Source organism: Microbacterium sp. NPDC090281 (assembly GCF_044769635.1).
GTDB lineage: Bacteria > Actinomycetota > Actinomycetes > Actinomycetales > Microbacteriaceae > Microbacterium.
The window spans coordinates 2,638,189-2,661,480 of the sequence record NZ_JBIVYH010000001.1 but is presented as its reverse complement, the minus strand read 5'-3'; the positions used below and the strand labels follow the sequence as shown (position 1 = coordinate 2,661,480).

Here is a 23,292-nt window from a genome sequence, read left to right as displayed (position 1 = left end):
AGGTGAACACTGTTCAGGTCGAAATGCACGAGAGGTAGTCGCGGTGACGAGTTCCGCAGAGGTCACTCTCACCCCGATCGTCTTGGACGCGGTGTCTGTGCAGTTCGACGGCCGTTCGGTGCTTCATGACGTCTCGGTCGCGATCACGGCGCAGACCATCGCCGTCATCGGCGCGAACGGCTCGGGGAAGTCGACGTTCGCGCGACTCCTGAACGGCCTCGTCGCTCCCAGCAGTGGCACGGTGTCTGTGCACGGACTCGACACCGTGCGTGAACGCGCAGCCGTCCGCAAGCGTGTGGGCTTCGTGTTCACCAACCCGGATGCGCAGATCCTCATGCCGACGCCCGCCGAAGACCTCGCGTTGTCGTTGCGAGGGCGGCCGAAGGCGGAAGTGGCGGCTCGCGTTCGGGAGACCCTCGATCTGCATGGGCTCGGCGACCATGCCGACATCCCCGCGTCGAGCCTGTCCGGGGGCCAGAAGCAGATGCTCGCGCTGGCTTCCGTGCTGATCGCCGCACCACGACTGATCGTCGCCGACGAGCCGACGACGCTCCTCGATCTGCGCAACTCCCGCCGGATCGGAGATCTGCTGCTCGCGCAGACCGCCCAGGTCGTGGTGGTGACGCACGACCTCGAACTGGCCGCACGGTGCGAGACGGCAGTGTTGTTCGACGAGGGGCGGATCGCCGCCTGTGGGGCCCCCACGGCAGTCATCGAGACGTATCGACAGGCGTGTGCATGATCACGCTGTACCGACCGGGAACCGGAATCCTGCACCGCGCTCCCGCCTGGGCCAAGCTCGCCGCCCTGGCGGTCGGAGCGTTCGTCCTCTCCGTCTACCCGCACGACTCGGTGAGTATCGCCGTATCGCTCCTCGTGGTCCTGGCGCTGTACGCAGTCGCTGGACTGCCCTTCCGGGTGCTGTTCGCGGAGATCTGGCGTCTGCGCTGGATCGCCCTCATCCTTGCCGGAGCCCTCGTGATCTTCGTGTCGCCGGTGGCCGCGTGGATCAGTACAGGGCGAGTCGTGGCGGTGCTCCTGCTGGCCGGACTGCTGACGCTCACGACCCGGATGTCCGATCTCCTCGAGGTGCTGCACCGGCTTCTGCAGCCCATTCGTCGGTTCGGGAAGGACCCGGAAGCGATCGCACTGACGTTGTCGTTGACCCTCACGACCATTCCGGTGATCGCGGGGTTCGCCGAACGCGTGCGGGAAGCGGAGCAGGCTCGAGACGTACGGCTGGGCGTTCGCACCGTGGTGCCGTTGCTGGTGCTCGCCCTGCGGCACGCGGATGAGGTCGGCGATGCGCTGGCGGCGCGTGGCGTCGGCTGAGTCTCAGACGGCGGCGAGCACTCCCGCGCCCGGAAGCGGTCGAGGTGCCGTCCGGGATGCGAGTCGCAGCGCACCCGCGATCAACGCGATCGCGATGAGTGCGGTGGCGACCGAGGTGCCGGCAGCCAGGAGCAGCACGATGCCGATCAGGCCGATCAGGGTCCCGATGGCGAGTCGGAGCGCCGACGCCGTCGCTGGTGGCGCGGGCTGCGACTCGAACCGGGTGAACAAGACGGCGACGAGGGCCGTGAGCGCGAGCGCGGTCGCGAGCCAGAGCGGCCGACCTGCCCACCACTCTGCGCTGTCGAGTGCAGGCAGCATCGCGCCGGTCGCGAGGGCGTAGATCGCGGTGGCCCCCGCCATCAGGAGCAGGACTGGCATGTGCCAGAGATAGATCGTCATGGCGCGCACGGTCACGAAGCCGGTGAACGCTGCTACCTGAGGGCGACGACTGAACCGTTCGAGACGGTCGCGATTAAGTGAGATCAGGCTGGTGTGCGCGATGCCGACGAGCAGGAGGGCCGCGGTGGGCGGGTTGATGTTCGCGATGAGGTCGGGGGAGTACATCCCGGTCAGGAAGGTCGTGACGAGGAGGACCAGGGCGCCGATGCCGGCGATCACACGGACGCGGACGCTCAGCGCATCGATGCGTCCGTCGGCGAGGAAGAAGCCGAGCTGCTGCAGCGTCATCCACACGAAGGCGAGGTTCAGGAAGCCGAGCGCTTCGATGCCGGATGCGGCGCGCAGGACATCGACGGCGATCGAGGCGATGGCGAGAACGCCGATCGCGCGAAACGGAGCGCGCTCGTGGGCGGCGGCGAAGAGGGGGAGCAGCGCCTGGCACAGCAGGAAGACACCCAGGAACCACAGCGGTTGTCCGTACCGGAATCCCGCCGTGGCGATGAGGTCGGCAGGCACCCCGAAGACGGTGAGCAGCGCGAGTGCGAGGCCGATGACGGCGATCGTGTAGATGGCGGGGCGCAGCAGCCGGTGCACACGCCCTGCGATGAATCCGACGGACGTACCGCCGCGCTGCCGCATCCGTCGATAGGCGAGTAGCCCCGAGAACCCACCGATCACGAAGAACAGCGGCATCACCTGGAGGAGCCAGCTGAGTGGGGCGATCCATCCGGTTCCGTCGCTGGCGTTGTCGAATACGGGCGCCGAATCGGCGACGGTGACGCCGACCATGATCGAGTGCAGGAGCACGACGCCGAGCACACAGAGCGCGCGGACGAAGTCGATCCCGGTGTCGCGGGATGCGCGCGGGGGAGCAGTGGTGATGACGGCGCGCGGTGCCTGGACGATGGCCATGATTCCTCCTCGGGAGCGGTGTCCCAGGAGACTATGGACGCGGTGTCGGTGGGGGCATCACCCTCGGGTGCCGTTACGACCCCCTACGACGGGGTGAGTCAGGAGGATGGCTCCACGAGTCCGGTGTCGTAGGCGAGGATCACGGCGTGCACGCGGTCACGCAGGTTCAGCTTCGCGAGCACCTTGCCGACGTGCGTCTTGACCGTCTGCTCCGCGATGAAGAGGTCGGCGGCGATCTCGGTATTGGAGCGCCCCTTGCCGATGAGCACCAGCACCTCGCGTTCGCGATCGGTGAGCTCGGCGAGTGAAGTCGCCGATCGGGGTGAACGTGGCCGCCGTCCGGCGAACTGCTCGATCATGCGTCGCGTCACACTCGGCGCGAGCAGAGCATCTCCGCCGGCGACGACGCGCACCGCGTGCACGAGCTCTTCGGGCAGCGCATCCTTCAGCAGGAATCCGCTGGCACCCGCCTCGAGTGCGTCGTACACGTAGTCGTCGATGTCGAAAGTCGTGAGCATCAGGATCCGTGGCACATGCGCGGCAGGGTAGGAGGGGCCGAGGATGCGTCGAGTCGCCTCGATACCGTCGAGCTCGGGCATCCGCACGTCCATGAGGATCACATCGGGATCGAGACGCGCCGCCAAGGTGACGGCTTCGGTGCCGTTCGCGGCTTGCCCGACCACTCGGATGCCGTCGTGGGCATCGAGGAGGGCGGCGAACCCGGCACGGACCATGGCCTGGTCATCGGCGATGAGCACGCTGATCGTCATGGATTCTCCTTGTCGAGCGAAGGGACAGCAGTCGTGGCAGTCGAGTCGCCGTCGAGGGGGAGCACGGCGGTGACATCCCATCCGCCACCCGCTGCGGGTCCTGCGGATAGGCTCCCGCCGAGGATCTCGGCCCGTTCACGCATGCCGCGGAGTCCGTAACCGCCACCGTGGCCTTCGGGACTGCGCGGTGGGGCGGCGTTATGCACCAGGATGCGGATGCTGCGGGCTTCGGCATGCAACCGCACGGCGATCCGTGCACCCGGCGCGTGTCGAACGGCGTTGCTCAACGCCTCCTGGACGATACGGAAAGCGGCGATCTGCACGGCAGGGGTGGCGGTGACCGCGGCTTCTCCGCCTTCGAGCGCGAGCCCGACCTCGACCCCGGCGCGGCGGATGCTGTCCACGAGGGTCGGGATGTCGTCGATACCCTGCTGCGGCGCGAGCTCGGCGTTCTGGTCCTCCGTGCGGAGCACGCCGAGCATGCGTCGCATCTCGGTGAGCGAGCTTCGGGCCGTTGCCGCGATGTCGTCGAACTCGGCGGTCGCGGCGTCGTCGAGGTCCGGGATCCGATACTTCGCGGTCGAGGCCTGCACCTGGATTACCGACATGCTGTGCGCGACGACGTCGTGAAGCTCTCTGGCGATCCTCGTGCGCTCCTCCACGAGCGCGCGTCTGGCCTCCTCGAGCGCGCTGTGCTCCTTCTCGCGGGTCAGCTCGGCTGCGACCCTGACCCGGCCGGCGACCAGTGCCGCGATGAGGAACATGGCGGAGGCGACGGCCGTCGTCACGATGAGGTCGGCTGTCGCGCTGGCGGACGACTCCGGCAGCGCGACCATGTCGGGCCGGAGCACGGGGGCGAGAAGTGAGGCGATCACGCCGAGGATCAGGGTGTAGGCGCCCAGCCGTGCACCGTGGACGAACGTGACGACGCCGACGAAGAGGACGAAGACGAGAAGGGCGGGGACGGCCCAGGGCCACGGCGATCGGATGGCGAGTTCCGGCGCGACGGTCAGCGGCATCGTGAGCGCCCCGGCGGTGAAGAGCACGATGGCCCAGTATGGGCGGGAGATCGCGAGCACCGGCGAGACGCACAGTGCGGCTCCGAGAATGAACGACAGCGGCAGCGGCGTGCCGTACAGCACGGTCTGCAGCGAGACGATGAGAGCGTACAGCGCGACGACCGCCGCATACAGCGCCCCGAGGGCTGCGGTGCGGCGGCTGATCCGTTGGCGGCGCGGTGTGCGCTCTCGGCGGCGGGCCATGACCCTCATCCTGCCAGCTGCGGAGCGGGCTCACGGCGGCGACGGACCGCGGCGATCCGATCGATCACGATGCCGATCACCAGTGCGATGACGATTCCGAGCCCGGCGCTGAGCAGGGGCTGGTCCTTGATCCAGGCGCCGGCGAGCAGCCCGATAGCGAGACTGAACACGCTCCAGCTGAGCCCGGCGATCAGGCTCAACGGGAGGAACCGGCGCCAAGGGAAATCGAGCGCGCCTGCGGACATGTTGACGGCGACGCGCCCGACCGGGATGTATCTGGCGCCGAGGATGAGCGTGGCGCTGCGCCGATCGAGCGCGCGTTGGGCGTGAGCGAACGCCGCAGCCACTCTCGGCCGTCGCATCCACGCGAACCGGGTCGTGCCGAGCCCTCTGCCGATCAGGTAGGCGATGTTGTCTCCGATCGCCGCCCCGATCGCGGCGACGACTCCGAGCAGGACCAGGTTCCCCTCACCGGTGGACGCGGCGACGGCCGCAGCTGCGACGAGGACCGTCTCGCTGGGAACCGGCGGGAAGAAGCCGTCGATGATGGTGACGGTGAACAGGACCAGATACAGCCAGGGCGAGGCGATCGCCTGCATGATGAGCTCGTTGAGGATGTCCACTCCCGCACGCTATGCAAGGGGTGCGGGTGGGGGCATCCCTCTGGGGTATCGGACGCGTCACTCTCCGGACTGATCTTGCTGGAAGCGACTCCCGGCCACGCGGCTTATACTGGGAGGCTGGCCGATCGGCCGAACAACCTCCCTGAAAGAACGGACGTCCGCTGTGCTCGCCGTGCACGACCTCGAGATCCGCGTTGGTGCGCGCCTGCTGATGGAGAACGTCTCGTTCCGCGTCGCCGACGGAGACAAGATCGGACTCGTCGGCCGCAACGGGGCCGGGAAGACCACACTCACGAAGGTGCTCGCGGGCGACGAGCTGCCCTCCGGGGGTAACGTGACCCGTTCGGGTGAGCTCGGCTACCTGCCGCAGGACCCTCGCTCCGGGAACCCGGAAGACCTCGCCCGCACCCGCATCCTGGACGCGCGCGGGCTCGGACAGTTGAACCTCGGGATGACCGAGGCGTCGCTCGCGATGGGATCGGAAGACCCGGCCGTCGCCGAGAAGGCGATGAAGCGCTACGCAGCTCTGACCGAGAAGTTCGAGGCTCAGGGCGGTTACGCGGCTGAGGCTCAGGCGGCATCGATCGCGCACAACCTCTCTCTTCCCGACCGGATCCTCGACCAGCCGCTCTCCACTCTCTCGGGTGGCCAGCGTCGCCGTATCGAGCTCGCCCGCATCCTCTTCTCGGACGCACAGACGATGATCCTCGATGAGCCCACCAACCACCTCGATGCGGACAGCGTCGTGTGGCTGCGCGAGTTCCTCAAGGGGTACAAAGGCGGGCTGATCGTGATCAGCCACGATGTCGAGCTCGTCGGCGAGACGGTCAACCGGGTGTTCTACCTGGACGCGAACCGCCAGGTGATCGACACGTACAACATGAACTGGAAGAACTACCTGCGCCAGCGCGTCGCCGACGAGGAGCGTCGCAAGAAGGAGCGAGCCAACGTCGAGAAGAAGGCGACGACGCTGCAGCTGCAGGCGGCGCGCTTCGGCGCAAAGGCCTCGAAGGCCGCTGCCGCCCACCAGATGGTCGCCCGCGCCGAGAAGATGCTCGCCGGCCTCGATGACGTGCGCCAGGAAGATCGCGTGGCGAAGCTGCGGTTCCCGAAGCCGGCCGCGTGCGGCAAGACCCCGCTCATGGCGACGGGCCTGTCGAAGTCCTACGGTTCGCTGGAGATCTTCACCGACGTCGACCTCGCGATCGATCGCGGTTCGAAGGTCGTCATCCTCGGCCTCAACGGTGCGGGAAAGACCACTCTGCTGCGGATGCTCGCCGGCGTCGACAAGCCCGACACCGGACAGCTCGAGCCAGGGCACGGGCTCAAGGTGGGCTACTACGCCCAGGAGCACGAGAACCTCGACGTCAACCGCTCGGTCCTCGAGAACATGGTCTCTGCCGCGCCGCACATCACCGAGACCGAGGCGCGCAAGGTCCTGGGGTCGTTCCTCTTCACGGGAGACGATGTCCTCAAGCCTGCGGGCGTTCTGTCCGGTGGGGAGAAGACGCGACTGTCACTCGCGACGCTCGTCGTCTCGTCGGCGAACCTGCTGCTCCTCGATGAGCCCACCAACAACCTCGACCCTGCGTCGCGCGAGGAGATCCTCGGCGCACTCGCGCACTACGAGGGCGCTGTCGTCCTCGTCTCGCACGACCCCGGTGCCGTGCAGTCACTCAACCCCGAGCGCGTGCTGATCCTCCCGGACGGCGTCGAGGACATCTGGAGCCAGGAGTACCAGGACCTCATCGAGCTCGCCTGACCTCTCGTCGACCAGTGTCGGCGGCCGGGGATAGCGTGGGCGGATGGATCTGGACCACATCCGGGCCGTGTGCTGGGATTGGAACGGCACGCTGCTCGACGACGCGGATATCTGCCGCCAGGTGATGAACGTCGTGCTAGAGGAGCACGCGCTCTCCCCTCTGCCCGATGGGCATGCGTACCGGTCCGTTTTCCACTTCCCGATCCGGGATTTCTATCGTTCGGTGGGGGTCGCCGACGACCGGTTCGTCCCGGCTGCGACCGCATACCTCGAACTGCTCGACTCGCGGGTCGGAGAGGCGCGCCTGCACGTCGATGCCCGCGCCACGCTCGCGGCGCTCGGGGAGCGTGGTCTTCGCCAGGTACTCGCCTCTGCGACGCTTCCCGATGCTCTCGCGCGACAGATGGCGCCGTACGACCTTGATGATGCGTTCGAGGAAGTGCTCTCGATCGATGACCCCTATCGCGCGTCTAAGCACGACGTGATCGCGCGATGGCTGTCGAGGTCCGGGCTCGAAGCCGGAGAGGTGCTCATCGTCGGCGACACCAATCACGATCGTGAGATCGCGGATGACCTCGGCGCGCAGTTCCTCCACTTCGATGGCGGCCATCAGGTCTGGTCCGGTGACACCCGCCGGATCGCGGCACTCGGCGAGTTGATGGAGCTGCTGGCACCGATCGCCGATCATCGCGACCCGGTGGACCACGCCTCACTCATCGGCCGAACAGCCGATGGTTCCGTGGCATAGTCGAGAACATGACGACCGAGCAGGCTCCCCTCCCGTCAGAGATCAGCGGGTGGCTGCGTGCCCAACCTTCGCTCACGGGGACGGCACCACCATTCGGCTCCGCAGGGGTTCCGGATGGCCCGGTTCCGCTCTTCCTCGAGTGGATCCGAGCGGCGGTAGCCGCAGGCGTCCCCGAGCCGCAGGCGGCGACTCTGGCGACGTTCGACGTCGACGGCATGCCGGATGCCCGCATGTTGATCCTCAAAGACGTCGATGAGCGTGGATGGGCATTCGCCGGAGCACGTTCTTCGCGCAAAGCCGCCCAGCTCGCAGCGAACCCCGCGGCAGCGCTGAACTTCTGGTGGCAGCCCGTCATGCGCGCAGTTCGAATCCGCGGCCGTGTCGAGGAGGCGTCTGCCGAGGAGAGCGCTGCCGACCTCGCGGCCCGGTCCGCAGACGCACGTGCAGGGATCGCTCCGGGGGATTGGGTGCTCTGGCGGATCGTCGCCGCGCGGGTCGAGTTCTGGCAGGGCGCGTCTGACCGGAACCACGCACGGATCGTCTTCGAGCGCGCGGACGACGGCTGGAGTCGCGCGGAGTCGTGATCGGGGCCGAAGCGGGACGGTGATCCGCGGAGGCGTTCAGCGCACGTCGAGCAGCTCATCCTCGACATCGGCGTCGTGGTCTTTGCGTCGGGACTTCTTCACCGGGGCAGGAATGCCCTCGACCTCTTCGCGGTGCTTCACGATCTCGGTGCGGATGATGTATCCGATGAAGATGAAACCCATCAGGGCGAACAGGATCCACTGGATCGCGTAGGAGAGGTGCGGACCCGGGTCATCGGTGGGGGAGTCGAAGCCGCCCAGCGTGCCTGACCCCGCCGGAACTTCGCTGATGATGCGCCCGTAGGCGCCGGTGATCACATCGCCCTCGATCAGCTTCGCAATCGTGGGCAGGTTGATGGTCGGCACCTGTCCCTCCGGTGCGCCACGACCTGAAGCCGGAACCTGCTCACCGGGACGCAACCGCACGGTCACCTCGACCTCGCCCTTCGGCGGCGCCGGAACCGCGTCCGGGGCATCGCCATCACCGGGCGGAACCCAGCCGCGATCGACGATGAACACACGTCCATCGACATCGCGGAACGGAACCAGTACCTCGAACGCGCTCGTTCCGCCATGAGGACGGTTCCTCACCAGGAGCTGCTGGTCGGCCAGGTACTCGCCCTGCAGAAGCACCGGGTGCCACTCGTCGCCCGGATCGAGGACGCCGTCATCGCCGATGAGGTCCGCGAGCGGCACGGGGGTGGCGTCGTAGTTCTGCTCCACGAGCTCGATCTGCGCCGCGCGGGTCTCGTTCCTCTCGAACTGCCAGTTCGAGAGGAAGACGCACGCGACCGCGAAGCCGATCGCGATGAGCACATAGACAGCCCATCGGGTCCATCGTCGGCTCATGCGGGAACACCGTCGCGCACGCTCACGGGGAAGTCACGAGCCGCGAGGTAGTCGTGGAGGAAGTCGACGTGTTCATCGCAGGCCAGCCAGATCTTCTCGCGATCGGCGGCATGGATGCGGGGATTGCGCCACACCACCTGCTTGGTAGCCGCGCTCCGGCAGCCGGCACGCGAGCATTCATGATCTGTCATGCGTCTTTCGGGCCTTCGTGAATCGTGAACACCGGAGGTGCGGTCGTGTCGCCTTCGATCGGAGCCGGCCTCGGGGCATCGAGTTCCTGCACCGGGGACTCCGCGGTGGTGTCGGTGCTGTCACTCCCCGCGTTCGCGAAGACGACGGCGATGTACGGCAGCACGGCAGCCGAGATCCCGAAGACCCAGGTGTACCACCCGTAAGGCTGCACCAGCACCATGAGAGCGAAGCACACGACGCGGATCGACATCGTCAGGACATAGCGGCGCACACGATGGTCTGCCTCATCCCGCGGAGACCGCGGCAGTGAGGTGACGGCCGGGACTTCACGCGCGTTCTTCACGATGCCTCAAGCCTACGCCGGTGCGGACCTCCCGGCGTGCCCGTTCGGTGGCGGTCAGCTCGAGAAGAGGTACGGAAGACTGAACGCGCCGACGAACAGGAAGCTGATGATGGTGCTGACGAGCACGAAGGCGCCGACCGCGACCACCAGATAGCCGAGGATCAGGCCGGCGATCGCCATGCCCCGGCCGCCGAGCGCCGGGTCGCGCTTGGTCTGGCCGAGCGCCATGTGACCGGTGATGACGGCGGTTATCGATGCCAGCACGGGGATGATCGCCCAGAACAGGACGATTCCGGCGATACCGCACACCAAGGCGGTGATGGCGAGTCCGCTCGTGGGGCGCGGCGTCGTCGAAGGGTAGCCCGGTGCGGCGTATGGCGCGTAGCCGGACTGTGCTGGTGGCGTGCCGTACTGTGCTGGTGGCGTGCCGTAACCCGGGTGCGCCGGCGGCGGGGCATAGCCGGGCTGCGGTGCAGCGGCAGGCGGGAGCCCATAGGCCGGCTGACCTGGCTGAGCGTAGGTGGGCGGTGCGCCGGGATAGCTCTGAGTAGGCTGCGGGCCGGGCGGCACTGGGTAGGCCGCAAGCGCGGGTGCGGCAGCCTGCGTTGCAGGAGGTGGCGGCGGTGGCGGCGTGAGCGGCGACGCGTCACCTGAGGGAGGAACCTGGTTTTCGCTCACGATGCAGCCTTTCGTCTCGCTCAGGCTTTCAGCAGCGTTCGAGTCTGTCAAACGCAGGAAGCCAGCCGGCCCGGGCATCGTCGGTAGGATCGATGACGGCTCGGAAACCCCAGGCCACCGGCCCAGATCAGGAGTACCCCCAATGAGTGCTGACCGCGTCGTCCTCGTCACCGGCGGAAACCGCGGCATCGGCCGCGCGATCGCGGAGCGATTCGTACGCGATGGCTACCGAGTGGCGGTCACTGCTCGCAGCGGTGAGGGCCCCGAAGGCACGCTGACGGTTCGCGCGGATGTGACGGATGCCGTGGCGCTCGATGCCGCGTTCACCGAGGTGGAACAGCAGCTCGGACCGGTCGAGATCGTCGTCGCGAACGCCGGGATCACGAAGGACACGCTCCTCATGCGCATGAGTGAAGACGACTTCGACAGCGTGGTCGCCACGAACCTGGGCGGTACGTTCCGCGTCGTCAAGCGCGCATCGAAGGGCATGCTGCGCGCGCGCTTCGGGCGCATCATCCTGATCTCGAGCGTCGTGGGTCTCTACGGCTCCGCGGGCCAGGCGAACTACTCGGCATCCAAGAGCGCTCTCGTGGGATTCGCCCGTTCGATCACCCGTGAGCTCGGAGCCCGTGGGATCACGGCCAACGTCGTGGCTCCAGGATTCATCGAGACCGACATGACGGCGGAGCTCCCCGAGGAGACACAGAAGCAGTACAAGGCGAGCATCCCCGCGGCACGATTCGCCACGCCCGATGAGGTCGCAGGTGTGGTCACCTGGCTCGCAGGCGACGACGCCGGCTACATCTCGGGTGCGGTCATCCCGGTCGACGGCGGCCTCGGGATGGGGCACTGACCCCGGCTCTCGACTTTCAGCGAGCGATCGCGGAGTTGAGGAGCTCGCCCAGTCTTTCCGGGACGGAGAACTGCGGCCAGTGGCCGGAGCCGATTCTGATGACCTCAGCATCGTCGATTGCCCGGTACTCGTCGGCGTAGGACCCCCACTGATCGATCATCGCTTCGAACGCGGGCTGGTCGAGGTCGCCCATCAGCAGGGTTACGGGTACCCGATATCGGGCCGGGTTGTCGAGTGCGATGCCGTCGGTCGGCACTCGCGCAGGAACGCTGCGAGTATGCGGCTCCGTGCGTGCCCGCGTGGCATCGTCGAGATCGCTCACGTCTTCGTCGGGGAAGAAGCCCCAGCCGGGGAAGGGCACGACCCCGTCGACGATCTCGAACTCGCTGATCCCGCTCCCGGGCGGCGGCGGAACGGTATCGACGAAGACGACCCGGCTCACGTGATCGGGGCGTGCGTCGGCGACGCCCCAGGCGACGTTCCCCCCGCCGCTGTGACCGACCACCACGACGTCGCCCGGCACCGCGTCGACGGTTGTCACGGCGGCCGCGATCCATTGCGCGATGCCGATCTCGGAAGAGGTCGACGCCGGTTCGTCGAGGCCGGGGAGCGTGAGGGCGTGCACGCGATGGCCAGCCTGTTCGAGCGCCGGCGTCACGTCGTCCCAGCTGGAGGCATCGAGCCAGAGTCCCGGTATGAGGATGATGTCCATGAGCAGACGCTAGCGGCCGGCACGGACGTTCTCCATGGGGATACGCCTACGGCAGCAGCGCGATGACCTCAGACAGGTCTTGCGGACCGATCACGAGACTGGCCGCCTCGCGCACCGCGGGCTTCGCATTGAAAGCGAGCCCGAGGCCCGCGACCGCCATCATCTGCAGGTCGTTCGCGCCGTCGCCGATCGCGATGGTCGCGTGGGGTGCGACACGGAGTTCCTCTGCCCATCGCTGGAGCGAAGACGCCTTCGCGGCTCCATCCACGATGTCGCCGTCGACTCGTCCGGAGAGGAACCCGTCAGCAGTCGAGAGACGGTTCGCTCGCCAGCGATCGACACCGAGAGCGGGTGCGACGTCGTCGAGGATCTCGTGGAAGCCGCCGGAGACGACGCCAACCACACCACCGCGGTCGTGGACGGCCGCCGTGAGTTCGCGCACGCCGGGTGTCGGCTCGATCCGCGCACGCACTCGATCGAACGCAGAGACGGGCACGCCTTCGAGGGCGGCGACTCGGGAGCGCAGACTCGCCGCGAAGTCGACCTCACCACGCATCGCAGCTTCGGTGGCCGCCTGCACCTCGGCGCGGCGACCGGCCTCGTCGGCGAGCAGCTCGATCACCTCGTTGCGGATGAGGGTGGAATCGGCATCGAGGACGACGAGGAATCGCGCGGTGGTCACCCGTCGAGCCTAGCGAGCGCCCGAGCGGTCGATGCGCTGCGTGACGTCTTCAGCGTTCGATGAAGACGCCCTTGCCTACGACGGTGATGCCGGATTCAGTGACGGTGAAACCACGGGCCAGGTCGCGTTCGCGGTCCACGCCGACGGTCGCTCCATCGGCCAGCACCACGTTCTTGTCGAGGATCGCCCGATGGATGCGCGCTCCCTGACCGACATGCACGTGGTCGAACACCACGGAGTCCGTGATGGTCGAGCCGCCACCGGCGAGAGTCCACGGACCCACCACGCTGCGTTCCAAGTGGGTGCCGGACAGCACGGACCCGAGCGAGACGATCGAATCGATCGCGTTGCCGATCCGACCGACCGAGTCGCGGACGAACTTCGCCGGAGGGGAGTTGACCGCCTGCGAGTGGATAGGCCACTCCATGTTGTAGAGGTTGAAGATCGGCAGCGTCGAGATCAGGTCGCGGTGCGCGTCGTAGAACGAGTCGATCGTCCCGACGTCGCGCCAGTAGGAGCGGTCGCGAGGAGACGACCCAGGCACCTCGTTCTGCTTCATGTCGTAGTAGCCGGCCTCGCCGCGCTCGACGAAGTAGGGAACGATGTCGCCGCCCATGTCGTGCCCGGACACCGGCGATTCTCCGTCGGCCTCGACTGCGGCGATCAGCGCGTCCGCGTCGAAGATGTAGTTGCCCATCGACGCGAGCACTTCGTGCGGGGAGTCTTCGAGACCTGCGATATCGGTCGGCTTCTCCAGGAACTGCTTGATCCGCCCCGATTCCGCGTCGGCGTCGATGACGCCGAACTGCGACGCGAGCGCGAGCGGCTGACGGATGCCGGCTACGGTCGCCTTCGCGCCCGACTCGATGTGCGCCTCGAGCATCTGCCGGAAGTCCATCCGGTACACGTGATCGGCGCCGATGACCACGACGATGTCGGGCTTCTCGTCGTTGATCAGGTTCATGCTCTGCAGGATCGCGTCGGCTGATCCGGAGAACCATCGCTTGCCGAGTCGCTGCTGCGCGGGGACCGAGGTCACGTAGGAGTCGAGGAGGGCCGACATCCGCCAGGTCTGCGAGATGTGCCGGTCGAGGCTGTGGGACTTGTACTGCGTCAGCACCACGATCTGCCGGAGGCCGGAGTTGATGAGGTTGGAGATCGCGAAATCGATGAGTCTGTACTGTCCGCCGAACGGCACTGCGGGTTTCGCTCTGTCGGCCGTGAGAGGCATGAGGCGCTTGCCCTCGCCGCCGGCGAGGATGATCCCGAAGACCTTCTTTGGAGCGGACATGGCTCCACCATAGATGCCTTCCTCCTCGCTGTACTAGCGTTCAGACATGCGAGTTGAAATGATCACGAAGGAGTATCCGCCGGAGGTGTACGGCGGTGCCGGCGTGCACGTCGCCGAGCTCGTCGCAGCCCTCAGGGAGCACATCCAAGTGCGGGTCCGCGCGTTCGGGGCTCCGCGTGAGGAGACGGATACGTTCGCGTACCGCGCACCCGTGGAACTCGCCGGCGCGAATGCCGCGCTGCAGACGCTGGGCACTGATCTCGAGATCGTGTCCGCGATCGCGGGTGCCGACCTCGTGCACAGCCACACCTGGTACGCGAACTTCGCCGGGCACCTCGCTTCGCAGCTGCATGGCATCCCGCATGTACTGACGGCGCACAGCCTCGAGCCCCTCCGACCGTGGAAGGCGGAGCAGCTCGGCGGTGGATACGCCATCTCCAGCGGTATCGAGCGGCTCGCCTACGAGAATGCCGCAGCGGTGATCGCCGTGAGTGCCGGGATGCGTGCCGACATCCTGCGCAGCTACCCCCAGGTCGACCCTGCGAAGGTGCGCGTGATCCACAACGGGATCGCTGTCGAGCGGTGGCGTCCGGTGAAGGATGCGGCATTCCTGGAATCGATCGGGCTGGATCCCGCACGACCCTCTGTCGTGTTCGTCGGGCGCATCACGAGGCAGAAGGGCCTGCCGTATCTGCTGCAGGCCGCCCGACTCCTGCCGCCGGAGGTGCAGCTCGTGCTGTGCGCCGGCGCTCCGGACACGCCGGAGATCATGGCGGAGGTCCAGGAGGGTGTCCGGCTGCTCCAACAGACGCGCGACGGCGTCATCTGGGTGGAGCGGATGCTGCCGCGCGACGAGCTGTCGGCGATCCTCACGGCGGCGACGACGTTCGTCTGCCCGTCCATCTACGAACCGCTCGGAATCGTGAACCTCGAGGCGATGGCGTGTGGCGCAGCCGTGGTGGGAACGGCCACGGGTGGAATCCCCGAGGTAGTCGCCGACGGTGTCACCGGTCGACTCGTGCCGATCGAGCAGCTGCAGGACGGCACCGGCACGCCCGTGGATCCGGAGCGCTACGTGGCCGACCTCGCGGCCGTGCTCACTGAAGTGGCGATGGATCCGGAGCGGGCACGCGCTTACGGCGAGGCCGGACGCGAGCGGGCGCGCGATGACTTCAGCTGGGCGGCGATCGCGGAGACGACGCGCGCGCTCTACGCGGAGCTCACCGCCTGAGCCGATAGGCTTGATGCATGCCGAGCGCTCTGGAATTCACCGACGTCGTCGTGCGCCGTGAGGGGCGCAACATCATCGATCACGTGACGTGGGAGGTCGATGACGACCAGCGATGGGTGATCCTCGGCCCGAACGGTGCGGGCAAGACCACGCTTCTGCAGCTGGCCGACACGCTCATGCACCCGACGGCGGGAACGGTGACGGTACTGGGGGAGACCCTCGGTCGCACCGACGTGTTCGAGGTGCGTCCGCGCATCGGCTTCGCCTCGTCGGCGATGGCCAAGCGTGTGCCTCGTGATGAGACGGTCCTCAACACCGTGCTCACCGCCGCTTATTCCGTGCTGGGCCGCTGGAACGAGAACTACGAAGACATCGACGAGCGCCGTGCACTTCGGGTGCTCGGCGACTGGCGCCTCGACCACCTGGCTGAGCGCACTTTCGGCACACTCAGCGACGGCGAGCAGAAGCGCGTGCAGATCGCGCGAGCGGTGATGACCGACCCGGAACTCCTGCTGCTCGACGAGCCGACGGCCTCGCTCGATCTCGGCTCTCGCGAAGAGCTCCTCGCGCTGCTCAGCGGATACGCATCCTCGCCGACCACCCCCGCCATGCTGATGGTCACGCACCACGTCGAAGAGATCCCCGTGGGGTTCACCCACGTCATGCTGATCCGTGACGGTGCCGTCGTCGCGGCGGGCCCGATCGCCGAGACGCTCACAGCCGAGGCGCTCACCGACACGTTCGGCATGCCGATCGTGCTCAGCAGCGAAGACGGCCGCTACGCCGCCCGCGCAGCATCATGATCTGCGTCTGATAGAATTGACCCTTGGTGCTCTCTGCACCGCAGACTTCCCTCGTCCCTGGCACAATCCAGGGCAGCAACTAAGGAATCCCATGAAGACTGACATTCACCCCGAGTACAAGGCTGTCGTGTTCCGCGACCTCGGCTCGGGCGAGACGTTCCTCACCCGCTCGACCGTGACCGGCGACAAGACCATCGAGTTGGACGGCGTCGAGTACCCCGTCATCGACGTCGAGATCTCGTCGGCTTCGCACCCGTTCTACACGGGTAAGCAGCGCATCATGGACTCGGCCGGCCGCGTCGAGAAGTTCAACCAGCGCTTCAAGGGCTTCGGCGGCTCGTCCAAGTAACGACTGCCATGAAGAAGGCCCCATGCTCCTCGGAGCGTGGGGCCTTCTTTCATTCTCAGACGTGCGCTTCACATCCGGCCGTGTTCCGAGCCCTCAGATGTCGAGTCGGATCCGGCCGTCGTCGATCGCGTCCGGGGGATCGCCCGGCGACGGCGCCGGGGCGGTCCGCTGCGTCTGGCGGTCGCGCTCCATCCCCGCTTCGTGCGCAGTCGGCGACCAGACGGCATCGAACGCGCCGCCGAGCCCGCCGCCGCTGGTCTCGTACTTCTTCTCGATGGGTACCTTCGAGAATCCGAAGGCGATCATGACGATCACGACGGAGACCAGGAGCAGCAGTACTCCGACCGTGATGATCACGCCCACACCCTGTTCCATGGGTCCAGCGTAGGCGGCGGGTGGGACGAGGGCATCCTCCTCGAGGCGGAGATGTCAGCGGATGCGACGACCGTGCGCGAGGTCGATCAGATGCGATAGCACCGGTCCCGAGCGCAGGCCGTTGTGCTCGTGCTCGCTCGTCTGCCAGAGCTGCACGCCCGGGATCAGCTTCGCGGTCTCGAGAGAGAACTCGTAGGGCACGTAGACGTCATTGACGTAGACCGCGGCCGCACCAGTCGCCCCGGACGCGGCGATAGCTGCGGCATCGTAGATCTGAGGCCACTCGAACTCGGCGAGTTCGAGCGTGACATCGCGCCACGGCTGGAACGCGGGCACCGTCTCGGTCCACTCACGGCGGATGTGCTCGCCCGTGAACAGTGTCGGGTCGTCGCGGAAGTCTGCGGGCTCTGTGCGTTCGGCCGACCACCGGGTGGCGTGGCCGTCGGCGTAGCTCGACTCGTGGAACGCGAAGTACAGCGGGTTGCGGCCGTCGTAGGGCATGGCGTGCATCAGGTCGTATCGGAAGGCGTTGGAGGACGGATCGCGCTCGAGGAGGGACCACACGGCCTGCCAGCCGTCGTTCGTGCCGAGGGCCGAGCCCATCGATCGCAGCCGCGACCGCGAGACGACCTCTCCGTCTGGAAGGACGATGTCTCCGGCATCCGCCAGCTCGACGAGCCGTCGCATGACGTCGCGGTGCTCGGGGAAGCGTCGGTAGTAGCGCTCCGAGGAATCGCGCATCTTGTCGTAGCAGAGCGCGTACACATCATCGGGGTGGCGTCCGACCGCACTGAGACCGCCTGTGATGAAGACGTCTTCGAGGGAGTCGGCGTCGGTGGAGAGGTACGCCAGGGTCGTGAAGCCGCCGAACGACTGCCCCAGCACGCTCCAGGTCGTGGCGCCCAGGTGCTCGCGCACGGCCTCGCAGTCACGCACGATCGCATCGGCGCGCAGGTGGGTGAGGTGCTCGGCCACGGCTGCGGCGCCGCGATCGAGGTCCTGGTCACCGACCGGTGTCGAGCGTCCGGTACCGCGCTGATCGAGAAGCACCAGACGGTAGTGGGCGAGCGCTTCGTCGAGCCAGGCAGGGGAACTCGACGAGTGGAACGGACGCGGAGCCTCGTGCCCCGGTCCGCCCTGCAGGAACACCAGATAGGGGAGCGCTTCACCGCCCTCGCGGGCGACCACGCGCGCGAAGATGTCGATCGTGCGGTGGTCGGAGGGGTCTCCCCACACCAGGGGGACGGTGAGCGTGTGCTCTTCGACGGTGAGATCCTGCAGTTTGCGGACGACGGTGCTCATGTTCACATCACATTTCCGATGTAGGAGTACTTGACGAAGACCTCCGAGGCGATGCCCGACTCCTCGAGCACACCCTGCACAGCGGTCATCATGTAATTGGAATCCCAGCCCATGTAGAGGAAGTGGCCCTCGCCGAGCTCGTCCCACTGGCCCTTCCAGGCCATGTCCTGGTAGATCGGGCCGCCGTGGGCGGCGCAGTAGGCCAGAGCAGCGGTCCTGTTGTCGGTCCACGCACGGCGGAATACCCGGTTGAACAGGTACTTGACGTCGGGAACCTCCCAGCGCTCACCGCGGTACTCGACGTAGTCGAACTCTCGCTCCCACCCGGTCGGCCATCCGCGGCGTCGCACCGCATCCAGGATCGGCGTCAGGCCGTCGTCGTCGATCTCCGGCAAGGCGGGCCGCGCCCAGATGCGGATCAGCTCGGCCGTGAGGGCGATCGTGCGCCGTGTGATGGCCGCCGTGTTCCAGGAGTCGACGTCGGTGAGGTCGCGCGTCGCCGGCACCGAGCTGCGTGGGTACGCCTCCGTGCGCTTCACGGGGAACGGGGCGCCGAACACCCGTTCGGTGAGACCCTGCTCGAGCAGAGTCAGGTTGCCGAGGGTCGGGGCAAGGGCACGATGGCTGTTCTGCTCATCCTCGGAGTAATCGATCCAGGTTCGCTCTCCGTCGCCCGACCAAGAGTCGCCCGGCGCGGTCGGGACGATGTGCTCGATGTCGAAGGAGTCGAGGTCGTCGACGCCCTCCAGCCGTCCCAGGACGTAGGCGGGGTGGGGGAGTTCGCTGTACTTCAGGACCGCGCTCACGCGTTCGTCGGAGGGGGTGATGCGCGCGAACGCGCGTGCGAGCGCATCGCGACCGTCGCGACGTGCACGGCAGAGCCTCGCGACGAGTCTCTCCGCCGGCAGATTCACCAGAGCGCGGCGGAGGAACAGGGCCTGCAGCCACTCCAGGGTCTCGATGAGCTCGGAACGGTCGATGATGCCGCGGGTGTGATCGCTGTAGGCGCTCATCACGAGCGGATAGGAGGAGCGTCCGAACGTGTTGATGTGGCGGAGCTGCCGAGCGATCTCGGGATCCTGCTCGCGGGACGGGTCGAGGAGGACCCCGTAGATCTCGGCGTAGTGCCGCCACTGCGTGGCATCGGCCTGTAGGTGGGCGACGTCGACACGGGGGAATGACTGCCGGAACGCGCTGTAGACGCCGTGTTCGCCGTTGGCCGCGACCTCACGGCCGGTGACGAGCACGAGGTAGTGCCGCCAGAACGCGCCGATGGCCTCGCCGGTGTGATGTTCGATCGGCACCCAGAAACGGGCCTCGACATCGACCTGCTCGGCGTGGCTCAGACCCATCAGGATGTAGTTGTGGATGAGTTCGTGGTCGCGCAGCGGCTCACCCGTCGAGTTCAGACTCTCGAAGATCTGCTGCGCATTCGCCTGGGCGCCGAGGGTGATCGACACGTGTTCGAGCTTCTGCAGCCCGCGCCAGATGGCCGGTACCTCGTCGACGTGGATCTGGCTGCGGAAGAAGGCGTAGTTGTCGTCGAAGCGCGATTCACGGTCTGCGTCGTCGCGGCGATCGAGCACCACGGATTCGTACAGGTCGGCCCAGGCAGCATGGGGGCGCAGCTTCGTACTGCCCGGAGCGTCGGAGCGCACCAGCACACGTTCGAGGGCTGTGGCCAGAATCGGATCGGTGTCGCGGACCGCGTGATGCAGCGCGGCGACGAGGAGCATGAGAGTGGTGATGCGCTGCTGGCCATCGATGAGGATCAGATCGGAATCGGCGGATGCGCCGTCTTCCGCGGAGAGGATCGAACCGATGAAGTGACGGTGGGCGTCGTCTTCGCGCGCCACGGAACGGATGTCGGAGAGAAGCCGTTCGCAGCCCCCGATGTCCCAGCGATACTGCCGTTGGTATACCGGGACGACGATGGTCTTCGTGCCCGCCGCGAGCCACTCGATCGTGTTGACTGCTGTCGCCTCGACGTTGGTCGCGGTGCTCATGCTGGTGTCTGGTCCTCCCGATTCGACGGGTGCCGAGGCCTCGCCGGGGCGCCCCGATCAGTCTATTCGGTTATGCACGGCCGACCTCCGAAGGGCTCGCGGGAGTCGCTGTTAGGCTTGCCTTATCAGGGCCTGTTAAAACGTGCTGGCCCCCGATGAAAGGAACATGACTCGATCATGGGTTACATCAAGTCCGCTGCCCTCGAGGAAAAGGGATTCGTCGTCCTCGACAGCTACAACCAGGAGCTCGACCCCAAGGAATGGCTCGACATCGAGTACAACGACTGGAAGTCGTCGGGTGACACCCGCTTCGCGCCTCTCGCCAGTGCCTTCGGTGACATCGAGTGCAACGGGTTCTGGAACCACAAGCCGCCGCGCACCGACAAGGACGGCGTCTGGATCGACTCGCAGACCGAGAAGGCCCCGAACCTGACGCGTCGTGCACAGGAGCCGGGTGCCAATGTCGGGCGCTGCCGCGTCATCGAGCTGCAGCCCACCCCCTACGGTGAATGCCTCTACAACCTCCACCAGGACGACAACAACCGTCTGAACCCGGACGGGACCGGTTGGGTCGTCCGCGGCTTCTTCAACCTGACGGACGACAAGGACAGCTACTTCGTCCTGCGCGAGAACCGCACCGACCCGAGCATCGAGTACCGCATCGCTCTTCCGGCCGGCGCCCAGCTCATCGTCGACACCCAGCGCCTGTGGCACGCCGCGACGCACAACGGCACCGAGCCGCGTTACTGCCTCATCACGTCGTGGACCTCGGGTCCGGAGCTCGACGCCTACATCGAGAAGTACAACGGCACCGATGACGTGCCCAACTACGAGGTCGACCAGGAGACGCTCGAGCTCGGCTATGCAGAGCAGGCGCGGAAGGACGCCGCTCGCGCCGCCTACTATGCCGCGAAGGGCCAGCAGGTCAAGCAGGCCATGAGCGAGGCCTGACCCTCGTCAGACTCACGACCGGTTTCCGGTCCGAAGGCCCCGGTCTCCGTGACCGGGGCCTTCGTCATGAATGACATGCTTGTGATTTCCGGGGAACTCGGCGAGAATGGGCGCACAACCGCATATTCTCGCCACTTCGTGGTTCAGGTCGTTGGGGAAGACGCACCTGATGAAACGGAGAGATCATGGCGACGGCTTACGCACGCGGAGTGGTGTTCATCCACTCTGCGCCTCGCGCGCTCTGCCCGCACCTCGAATGGGCGGTGGGTCGCGCTATCGGGCGTGCAGTGAACTTCGACTGGACCGAGCAGCCCGTACTCAACGGTGCGCGACGCGCGGAGTTCTACTGGGACGGCCCCGTCGGTACCGGCGCTGCCCTCGCGACGTCCATCCGCGGATGGGAGCACCTCCGCTTCGAGGTGACCGAGGACCCGACACCTCGAAGTGACGGCGGTCGCTGGCTGCACACACCCGATCTCGGCATCCACTATGCCCAGACTGACGCTGCCGGCAACATCGTCATCGGCGAGGATCGGATTCGCTACGCCATGGAGATCGCGGCAGGAAGCGCGGTCGAACTGCAGCGCGAACTCGACATCGCGCTCGGCTCCGCCTGGGACGAAGAGCTCGAACCGTTCCGCCACGCCAGCGACGACGCCAGAGTCGTCTGGCTCCACAAGGTCGGCTAGCCCGACATCACAGACCGGGAGCGGGGGAGGCGTGAGTATCGGATGCCGGTGAGTGATCCCGGACGCTGAGAAGACGTATCCCCGCTCCGCACGACGAGGACCCCGCCCCGGGAACGAGGCGGGGTCCTCGTCGTCGGGTCAGATCACCGCGGCGTGCTGGAGCTCCTCGGAGGGGGATGCGCTGCCTCCGCGTACGTCCGCCCAGGCGAGGGAGAGCCGCTGCATCGCCTCTGCCGTGCGGTCGGGCGGGAGAGTGATGGGGATGCGCAGTCGGCGTTCGAGTACGCCGCCCGTCGTGAAGCGGGGACCGGGCGGCAGGATGAGACCCTGCTCGCGTGCGGCGAGCGAGAGTGACGTCGAAAGCGGTGCGCCGATGTCCACCCAGGCGGAGAGCCCTCCCGGTGTCTGCGGCATCCGGAAGCCCGGGATCTGCCTGATGCCCTCCTCGACTGCGGTTCGCCCTGCATGGAGGCGCCGGCCGACATGGGCGGTGAGGGCGGGCATGTCGGCGAGCAGTTCGATGGCGATGCACTGCTCGAGCAGGGCGGTTCCGAGTTCGAACGAGGGCCGGACGGCGAGCAGCCGGGCGATGATCGAACGCTCAGCGCGGATCCAGCCGATACGCATCCCGCCCCACGCGATCTTCGACATCGAGCCGACGGTGATGACGTTCGGTCCGCTCGCGGCCATCGGCGACGGCGACCATCCGCGGTCGATGTCGAGTTCTGCTGTCGTCTCGTCGACGATGAGGTGCGTGCCCACGTTGCGCGCGGTCGTCACGACGCGCGACCGCTCCTCGTCGGGCAGGGTCGCGCCGGTGGGGTTGTGGAAATCGGGGATCAGATAGGCCACATGCGGGCGCGCGCCGAGCAGCGTCTCATTGAGATGCCGGATGTCCCACCCCTCGACATCGACGGGCGTGGGCACCAACCGGTATCCGTGGCGGTGCAGGGCTTCGAGGGCATGCGGGAAGGTCGGCTGCTCGACCAGGGCCCGCTCGCCGCGTCGTCCGATCGCGGTGAGGATCAGATTCACCGCGTTCAGTGCCCCCGAGGTGATGATGATCTCGTCGGCGGAGGTGGGCGCGCCGCGCTCGCTGAAGCGCCGGGCGACGGCTTCCCTGAGCTCGGGGAGGCCCTGGAGTGAATAGCCGCTCGTGCCTCGCAGCGCGGCGAGACGGGGGAGGGAGCGCACCGTCGCGTCGTACAGTCCGGGCGTCGAGTCCATCGAAGCGATGGATAGATCGATCGCGTCGTCGCCGGCATCCCCTCCCGGGGCGGTGTGTCCGTTCGGAAGGGTCACGCGCGTGCTTCCGCCGTGCAGGCGGGAGACGTACCCGTCGGATTCCAGCAGTCCGTAGGCGCGGGTGATGGTCGAACGGGATCGGCGCAGTTCGAGGGCGAGGGATCGTTCGCTGGGCAGTCGCTCGCCGACCGTGAGCCTGCCGTCGAGGATCAGCGCCCGGATCTGCTCCGCCAGGGCAGTCGCCGCTGCGCCGGCGACGTTGTGCGCTCCGAGCTGTTCGACGAGTCGTGATCCCATACTTCCAGCATGGCGCAAAGTGGCCTGTTCTGGGCGGGCCACTTTACGC

The 23,292-nt window shown here is 67.1% G+C and carries 26 protein-coding genes; 11 read left to right on the top strand and 15 right to left on the bottom strand.

All coding sequences use genetic code 11. The annotated features are described in order from the left end of the window. Positions 1-43: 43 nt before the first annotated feature. Together ACIQTX_RS12790 and ACIQTX_RS12785 are read left to right on the top strand one after the other, a co-directional pair. Positions 44-742 carry an energy-coupling factor ABC transporter ATP-binding protein gene (locus ACIQTX_RS12790; RefSeq protein ID WP_402972531.1) on the top strand — a complete coding sequence of 233 codons (699 nt, stop codon included), beginning with the start codon at positions 44-46 and terminating at the stop codon, positions 740-742. Further along, positions 739-1,332, top strand: coding sequence for a CbiQ family ECF transporter T component (locus ACIQTX_RS12785; protein WP_402972529.1), 594 nt, complete (start codon positions 739-741; stop codon positions 1,330-1,332). The genes ACIQTX_RS12790 and ACIQTX_RS12785 overlap by 4 nt, the downstream gene beginning before the upstream one ends. 3 nt (positions 1,333-1,335) lie before the next feature. On the opposite strand, the gene ACIQTX_RS12780 is transcribed toward ACIQTX_RS12785, so the two are convergent. The 4 genes from ACIQTX_RS12780 to ACIQTX_RS12765 form a co-directional block, all read right to left on the bottom strand. After that, positions 1,336-2,646, bottom strand: coding sequence for an acyltransferase (locus ACIQTX_RS12780; RefSeq protein WP_402972527.1), 1,311 nt, complete (start codon positions 2,644-2,646; stop codon positions 1,336-1,338). 98 nt (positions 2,647-2,744) lie between these two features. After that, on the bottom strand, positions 2,745-3,416 hold the full coding sequence (locus tag ACIQTX_RS12775) for a response regulator (RefSeq protein WP_402972526.1): 672 nt from the start codon (positions 3,414-3,416) through the stop codon (positions 2,745-2,747). Next, complete coding sequence (locus ACIQTX_RS12770; protein ID WP_402972524.1) at positions 3,413-4,678, bottom strand: sensor histidine kinase; 1,266 nt, start codon at positions 4,676-4,678, stop codon at positions 3,413-3,415. Before ACIQTX_RS12770 ends, ACIQTX_RS12775 begins: the two co-directional genes overlap by 4 nt. A gap of 5 nt (positions 4,679-4,683) precedes the next feature. Then, positions 4,684-5,301 (bottom strand): DedA family protein, encoded by a 618-nt coding sequence (locus tag ACIQTX_RS12765; RefSeq protein WP_402972522.1) that lies wholly within the window; start codon positions 5,299-5,301, stop codon positions 4,684-4,686. Positions 5,302-5,464: 163 nt separating this feature from the next. Here ACIQTX_RS12765 and ACIQTX_RS12760 point away from each other — a divergent pair, with 163 nt between their 5' ends. The 3 genes from ACIQTX_RS12760 to ACIQTX_RS12750 are packed head-to-tail and all read left to right on the top strand — an operon-like array spanning position 5,465 to position 8,395. Then, positions 5,465-7,063 carry an ABC-F family ATP-binding cassette domain-containing protein gene (locus tag ACIQTX_RS12760; protein ID WP_028501700.1) on the top strand — a complete coding sequence of 533 codons (1,599 nt, stop codon included), beginning with the start codon at positions 5,465-5,467 and terminating at the stop codon, positions 7,061-7,063. Between the two features lie 43 nt (positions 7,064-7,106). Continuing rightward, positions 7,107-7,811, top strand: coding sequence for an HAD family hydrolase (locus ACIQTX_RS12755; protein ID WP_402972520.1), 705 nt, complete (start codon positions 7,107-7,109; stop codon positions 7,809-7,811). Between the two features lie 8 nt (positions 7,812-7,819). Further along, positions 7,820-8,395 carry a pyridoxamine 5'-phosphate oxidase family protein gene (locus ACIQTX_RS12750; RefSeq protein ID WP_402972518.1) on the top strand — a complete coding sequence of 192 codons (576 nt, stop codon included), beginning with the start codon at positions 7,820-7,822 and terminating at the stop codon, positions 8,393-8,395. 36 nt (positions 8,396-8,431) lie between these two features. Here the strand turns inward: ACIQTX_RS12750 and ACIQTX_RS12745 are convergent, their stop codons facing one another. From ACIQTX_RS12745 to ACIQTX_RS12730, 4 genes are read right to left on the bottom strand one after another with little or no spacing between them, the layout of a single operon-like run. Then, positions 8,432-9,244: an SURF1 family protein gene (locus ACIQTX_RS12745; RefSeq protein ID WP_402972516.1), complete on the bottom strand. Its 813-nt coding sequence runs from the start codon at positions 9,242-9,244 to the stop codon at positions 8,432-8,434. Continuing rightward, positions 9,241-9,435, bottom strand: coding sequence for a hypothetical protein (locus ACIQTX_RS12740; protein WP_028501704.1), 195 nt, complete (start codon positions 9,433-9,435; stop codon positions 9,241-9,243). The genes ACIQTX_RS12745 and ACIQTX_RS12740 overlap by 4 nt, the downstream gene beginning before the upstream one ends. Beyond that, positions 9,432-9,779, bottom strand: coding sequence for a DUF3099 domain-containing protein (locus tag ACIQTX_RS12735; protein WP_402972513.1), 348 nt, complete (start codon positions 9,777-9,779; stop codon positions 9,432-9,434). The genes ACIQTX_RS12740 and ACIQTX_RS12735 overlap by 4 nt, the downstream gene beginning before the upstream one ends. 54 nt (positions 9,780-9,833) lie before the next feature. Next, entirely contained in the window at positions 9,834-10,457 is a 624-nt protein-coding gene (locus tag ACIQTX_RS12730; protein ID WP_181156704.1) for a DUF4190 domain-containing protein, read from the bottom strand. 142 nt (positions 10,458-10,599) lie between these two features. Between ACIQTX_RS12730 and ACIQTX_RS12725 the strand changes: the two genes are divergently transcribed. Beyond that, positions 10,600-11,310 (top strand): beta-ketoacyl-ACP reductase, encoded by a 711-nt coding sequence (locus ACIQTX_RS12725; protein WP_105525860.1) that lies wholly within the window; start codon positions 10,600-10,602, stop codon positions 11,308-11,310. Between the two features lie 16 nt (positions 11,311-11,326). On the opposite strand, the gene ACIQTX_RS12720 is transcribed toward ACIQTX_RS12725, so the two are convergent. Genes ACIQTX_RS12720 through glgC form a run of 3 tightly spaced genes read right to left on the bottom strand, consistent with a single transcriptional unit; the run spans position 11,327 to position 13,995 of the window. Beyond that, positions 11,327-12,022, bottom strand: a complete 696-nt coding sequence (locus ACIQTX_RS12720; RefSeq protein WP_402972511.1) for an alpha/beta fold hydrolase — start codon at positions 12,020-12,022, stop codon at positions 11,327-11,329. A 46-nt stretch (positions 12,023-12,068) separates the two neighbouring features. After that, positions 12,069-12,704, bottom strand: coding sequence for a phosphoserine phosphatase SerB (serB, locus tag ACIQTX_RS12715; RefSeq protein ID WP_402972509.1), 636 nt, complete (start codon positions 12,702-12,704; stop codon positions 12,069-12,071). Between the two features lie 49 nt (positions 12,705-12,753). After that, the gene (glgC, locus tag ACIQTX_RS12710) at positions 12,754-13,995 is read right to left on the bottom strand and encodes a glucose-1-phosphate adenylyltransferase (protein WP_017830423.1); all 1,242 of its coding nucleotides are present in this window, start codon (positions 13,993-13,995) and stop codon (positions 12,754-12,756) included. A 46-nt stretch (positions 13,996-14,041) separates the two neighbouring features. Between glgC and glgA the strand changes: the two genes are divergently transcribed. From glgA to ACIQTX_RS12695, 3 genes are all read left to right on the top strand, one after another. Further along, positions 14,042-15,226, top strand: coding sequence for a glycogen synthase (gene glgA / locus ACIQTX_RS12705; RefSeq protein WP_402972507.1), 1,185 nt, complete (start codon positions 14,042-14,044; stop codon positions 15,224-15,226). Between the two features lie 17 nt (positions 15,227-15,243). Further along, complete coding sequence (locus tag ACIQTX_RS12700; RefSeq protein WP_028501711.1) at positions 15,244-16,029, top strand: ABC transporter ATP-binding protein; 786 nt, start codon at positions 15,244-15,246, stop codon at positions 16,027-16,029. A gap of 91 nt (positions 16,030-16,120) precedes the next feature. Beyond that, the gene (locus ACIQTX_RS12695) at positions 16,121-16,378 is read left to right on the top strand and encodes a type B 50S ribosomal protein L31 (RefSeq protein ID WP_028501712.1); all 258 of its coding nucleotides are present in this window, start codon (positions 16,121-16,123) and stop codon (positions 16,376-16,378) included. Positions 16,379-16,471: 93 nt separating this feature from the next. Here the strand turns inward: ACIQTX_RS12695 and ACIQTX_RS12690 are convergent, their stop codons facing one another. The 3 genes from ACIQTX_RS12690 to ACIQTX_RS12680 are packed head-to-tail and all read right to left on the bottom strand — an operon-like array spanning position 16,472 to position 20,061. Next, positions 16,472-16,753: a hypothetical protein gene (locus tag ACIQTX_RS12690; RefSeq protein ID WP_028501713.1), complete on the bottom strand. Its 282-nt coding sequence runs from the start codon at positions 16,751-16,753 to the stop codon at positions 16,472-16,474. A gap of 54 nt (positions 16,754-16,807) precedes the next feature. Continuing rightward, positions 16,808-18,061, bottom strand: a complete 1,254-nt coding sequence (locus ACIQTX_RS12685) for an alpha/beta fold hydrolase (protein ID WP_402972504.1) — start codon at positions 18,059-18,061, stop codon at positions 16,808-16,810. Then, positions 18,058-20,061 carry a DUF262 domain-containing protein gene (locus tag ACIQTX_RS12680; protein ID WP_402972502.1) on the bottom strand — a complete coding sequence of 668 codons (2,004 nt, stop codon included), beginning with the start codon at positions 20,059-20,061 and terminating at the stop codon, positions 18,058-18,060. Before ACIQTX_RS12680 ends, ACIQTX_RS12685 begins: the two co-directional genes overlap by 4 nt. A gap of 177 nt (positions 20,062-20,238) precedes the next feature. On the opposite strand from ACIQTX_RS12680, the gene ACIQTX_RS12675 reads away from it, so the two are divergent. Both ACIQTX_RS12675 and ACIQTX_RS12670 read left to right on the top strand, forming a co-directional pair. Continuing rightward, entirely contained in the window at positions 20,239-21,012 is a 774-nt protein-coding gene (locus tag ACIQTX_RS12675) for a hypothetical protein (protein ID WP_028501716.1), read from the top strand. Positions 21,013-21,197: 185 nt separating this feature from the next. Continuing rightward, positions 21,198-21,701 carry a DUF3145 domain-containing protein gene (locus tag ACIQTX_RS12670; RefSeq protein ID WP_028501717.1) on the top strand — a complete coding sequence of 168 codons (504 nt, stop codon included), beginning with the start codon at positions 21,198-21,200 and terminating at the stop codon, positions 21,699-21,701. Positions 21,702-21,839: 138 nt separating this feature from the next. On the opposite strand, the gene ACIQTX_RS12665 is transcribed toward ACIQTX_RS12670, so the two are convergent. Then, positions 21,840-23,243: a PLP-dependent aminotransferase family protein gene (locus ACIQTX_RS12665; protein ID WP_402972499.1), complete on the bottom strand. Its 1,404-nt coding sequence runs from the start codon at positions 23,241-23,243 to the stop codon at positions 21,840-21,842. Positions 23,244-23,292 lie beyond the last annotated feature (49 nt).

Bases quoted from the DNA above. Each gene is read 5' to 3' on its own strand.
- glgA (WP_402972507.1), top strand. From the start codon at position 14,042: ATGCGAGTTGAAATGATCACGAAGGAGTATCCGCCGGAGGTGTACGGC.
- ACIQTX_RS12785 (WP_402972529.1), top strand. From the start codon at position 739: ATGATCACGCTGTACCGACCGGGAACCGGAATCCTGCACCGCGCTCCC.
- ACIQTX_RS12750 (WP_402972518.1), top strand. From the start codon at position 7,820: ATGACGACCGAGCAGGCTCCCCTCCCGTCAGAGATCAGCGGGTGGCTG.
- ACIQTX_RS12745 (WP_402972516.1), bottom strand. From the start codon at position 9,244: ATGAGCCGACGATGGACCCGATGGGCTGTCTATGTGCTCATCGCGATC.
- ACIQTX_RS12695 (WP_028501712.1), top strand. From the start codon at position 16,121: ATGAAGACTGACATTCACCCCGAGTACAAGGCTGTCGTGTTCCGCGAC.
- ACIQTX_RS12770 (WP_402972524.1), bottom strand. From the start codon at position 4,678: ATGGCCCGCCGCCGAGAGCGCACACCGCGCCGCCAACGGATCAGCCGC.
- ACIQTX_RS12665 (WP_402972499.1), bottom strand. From the start codon at position 23,243: ATGGGATCACGACTCGTCGAACAGCTCGGAGCGCACAACGTCGCCGGC.
- ACIQTX_RS12680 (WP_402972502.1), bottom strand. From the start codon at position 20,061: ATGAGCACCGCGACCAACGTCGAGGCGACAGCAGTCAACACGATCGAG.
- ACIQTX_RS12775 (WP_402972526.1), bottom strand. From the start codon at position 3,416: ATGACGATCAGCGTGCTCATCGCCGATGACCAGGCCATGGTCCGTGCC.
- ACIQTX_RS12670 (WP_028501717.1), top strand. From the start codon at position 21,198: ATGGCGACGGCTTACGCACGCGGAGTGGTGTTCATCCACTCTGCGCCT.
- ACIQTX_RS12755 (WP_402972520.1), top strand. From the start codon at position 7,107: ATGGATCTGGACCACATCCGGGCCGTGTGCTGGGATTGGAACGGCACG.
- ACIQTX_RS12740 (WP_028501704.1), bottom strand. From the start codon at position 9,435: ATGACAGATCATGAATGCTCGCGTGCCGGCTGCCGGAGCGCGGCTACC.
- glgC (WP_017830423.1), bottom strand. From the start codon at position 13,995: ATGTCCGCTCCAAAGAAGGTCTTCGGGATCATCCTCGCCGGCGGCGAG.
- ACIQTX_RS12675 (WP_028501716.1), top strand. From the start codon at position 20,239: ATGGGTTACATCAAGTCCGCTGCCCTCGAGGAAAAGGGATTCGTCGTC.
- ACIQTX_RS12720 (WP_402972511.1), bottom strand. From the start codon at position 12,022: ATGGACATCATCCTCATACCGGGACTCTGGCTCGATGCCTCCAGCTGG.
- ACIQTX_RS12700 (WP_028501711.1), top strand. From the start codon at position 15,244: ATGCCGAGCGCTCTGGAATTCACCGACGTCGTCGTGCGCCGTGAGGGG.
- ACIQTX_RS12780 (WP_402972527.1), bottom strand. From the start codon at position 2,646: ATGGCCATCGTCCAGGCACCGCGCGCCGTCATCACCACTGCTCCCCCG.
- ACIQTX_RS12690 (WP_028501713.1), bottom strand. From the start codon at position 16,753: ATGGAACAGGGTGTGGGCGTGATCATCACGGTCGGAGTACTGCTGCTC.
- ACIQTX_RS12725 (WP_105525860.1), top strand. From the start codon at position 10,600: ATGAGTGCTGACCGCGTCGTCCTCGTCACCGGCGGAAACCGCGGCATC.